Genomic DNA, 1208 nt, shown 5'->3' with positions numbered 1-1208 from the left:
GTCGGGATCTTGATTCGGACTGAAGTCCGGGCCACTCGTGTCGTTCCCTTTATATGCCGCTACGTCTAACAAAGAGTTGTCAACTCCTGTAGCGCCCCGACCCGACCCGGCTACCATCTAACCAATGTGCCCTCTGGTTGGGGCGTCCCGGGAATTTTGTCCTCTGACTCAAACTTTCCTGACAGCCAGAGCGCTACTAAACAGTCATTTCATCGGCGAGGTAATTAAAAGTGTCTGTTTCCCTTAGACGCTCAAACGCCGCTGCGGCTCAATTCGCTCCGCCTACGGCGTCGCTGAGCGTGGCGATAGGCCCGGAGAGGGGGGCGGCAAGGCCCCCCTTCCGGGCAGGGTCCGTGGAGCCTCGACGATGGAAGTTTGTTGGAAGTGAACCCGGAAACTTCCAGGTCACCTGGGAGGCCACCAGGGACCAGGCAGAACAGTCAGACCCCGGCGGCCGGGGGCCGGCGGCTCCCCGTCCGCCCCCTCCTCCAGCGCCTCCAGCACCTCCGGAGGGCCGAACATAGCCACGAACCCCCCACTCAGCCGCGCTTCGTCAGTCAGTTCGCGGATCACCGCTTCCAGGGTGGCATCGGCAGCAGCCTGGTAGCAGTAGCAATCGAAAGCATCATCTTCTTTCGTCATTTCAAAGCCTCACTTTGTAGTTGTAGCCACATATCCGGCAGGCTACGGGCCGTAGTTCACCCTCGATATCGACCTCAGGCTCGTCCGGCTCATCATCCTTGAACCAGTAGCGGACCACCGGCGACCCACAGACCGGGCAGACCGCCGCGTGGTAGTGCTTCACGAACTGGTCACCGACCCTCTTAACGTGCTTCGGGTTCAGATAGCCGAATGTCCTGGTCATCCGCTTCCCCTGGACATAGGCCGCGTGCGTCATGAGGTAAGAGAAGAGCGTGTAAATGTCGTCCTCGAAGCGGTTTTCCTTCTCGTTCCACCGGACCGAGAGTGGGATACCGCCTGGTCGCTTGTTCTTGTAGATCCAGCCGGTCGCCTGGTTGTAGTCTTTCGCGTTCACCAGGTAGCCGACCCCGACCGCGTGGAAGTGTGGTGACCAGTAAGCATACTGGTGCATGTCGCCCAGGCCTAAGGCATCATCGTGCACGTGCTCCCAGAACGGCTTTGTAGCCTCACCAGAGGCCTTCAGGCTATGGTTCAGTTGCCTCAAGGCCTTCTTGACCTCCTCACGG

At 59.7% G+C, this 1208-nt stretch carries 2 protein-coding genes; both read right to left on the bottom strand.

Annotation, left to right across the window (positions count from 1 at the left end; all coding sequences use genetic code 11):
- Positions 1-405: 405 nt before the first annotated feature.
- On the bottom strand, positions 406-642 hold the full coding sequence (locus ACE4YL_RS10280) for a hypothetical protein (protein WP_461369615.1): 237 nt from the start codon (positions 640-642) through the stop codon (positions 406-408).
- 1 nt (position 643) lies between these two features.
- Positions 644-1208 (bottom strand): hypothetical protein (locus tag ACE4YL_RS10275; protein ID WP_461369614.1); only part of this gene is annotated, 565 nt, incomplete at its 5' end.

It is taken from the genome of Candidatus Darwinibacter acetoxidans (assembly GCF_041936445.1).
GTDB lineage: Bacteria > Bacillota > Limnochordia > Darwinibacteriales > Darwinibacteriaceae > DTU010.
The sequence above is the reverse complement of the archived record's forward strand: the minus strand, read 5'-3'. Positions and strand labels throughout refer to the sequence as shown.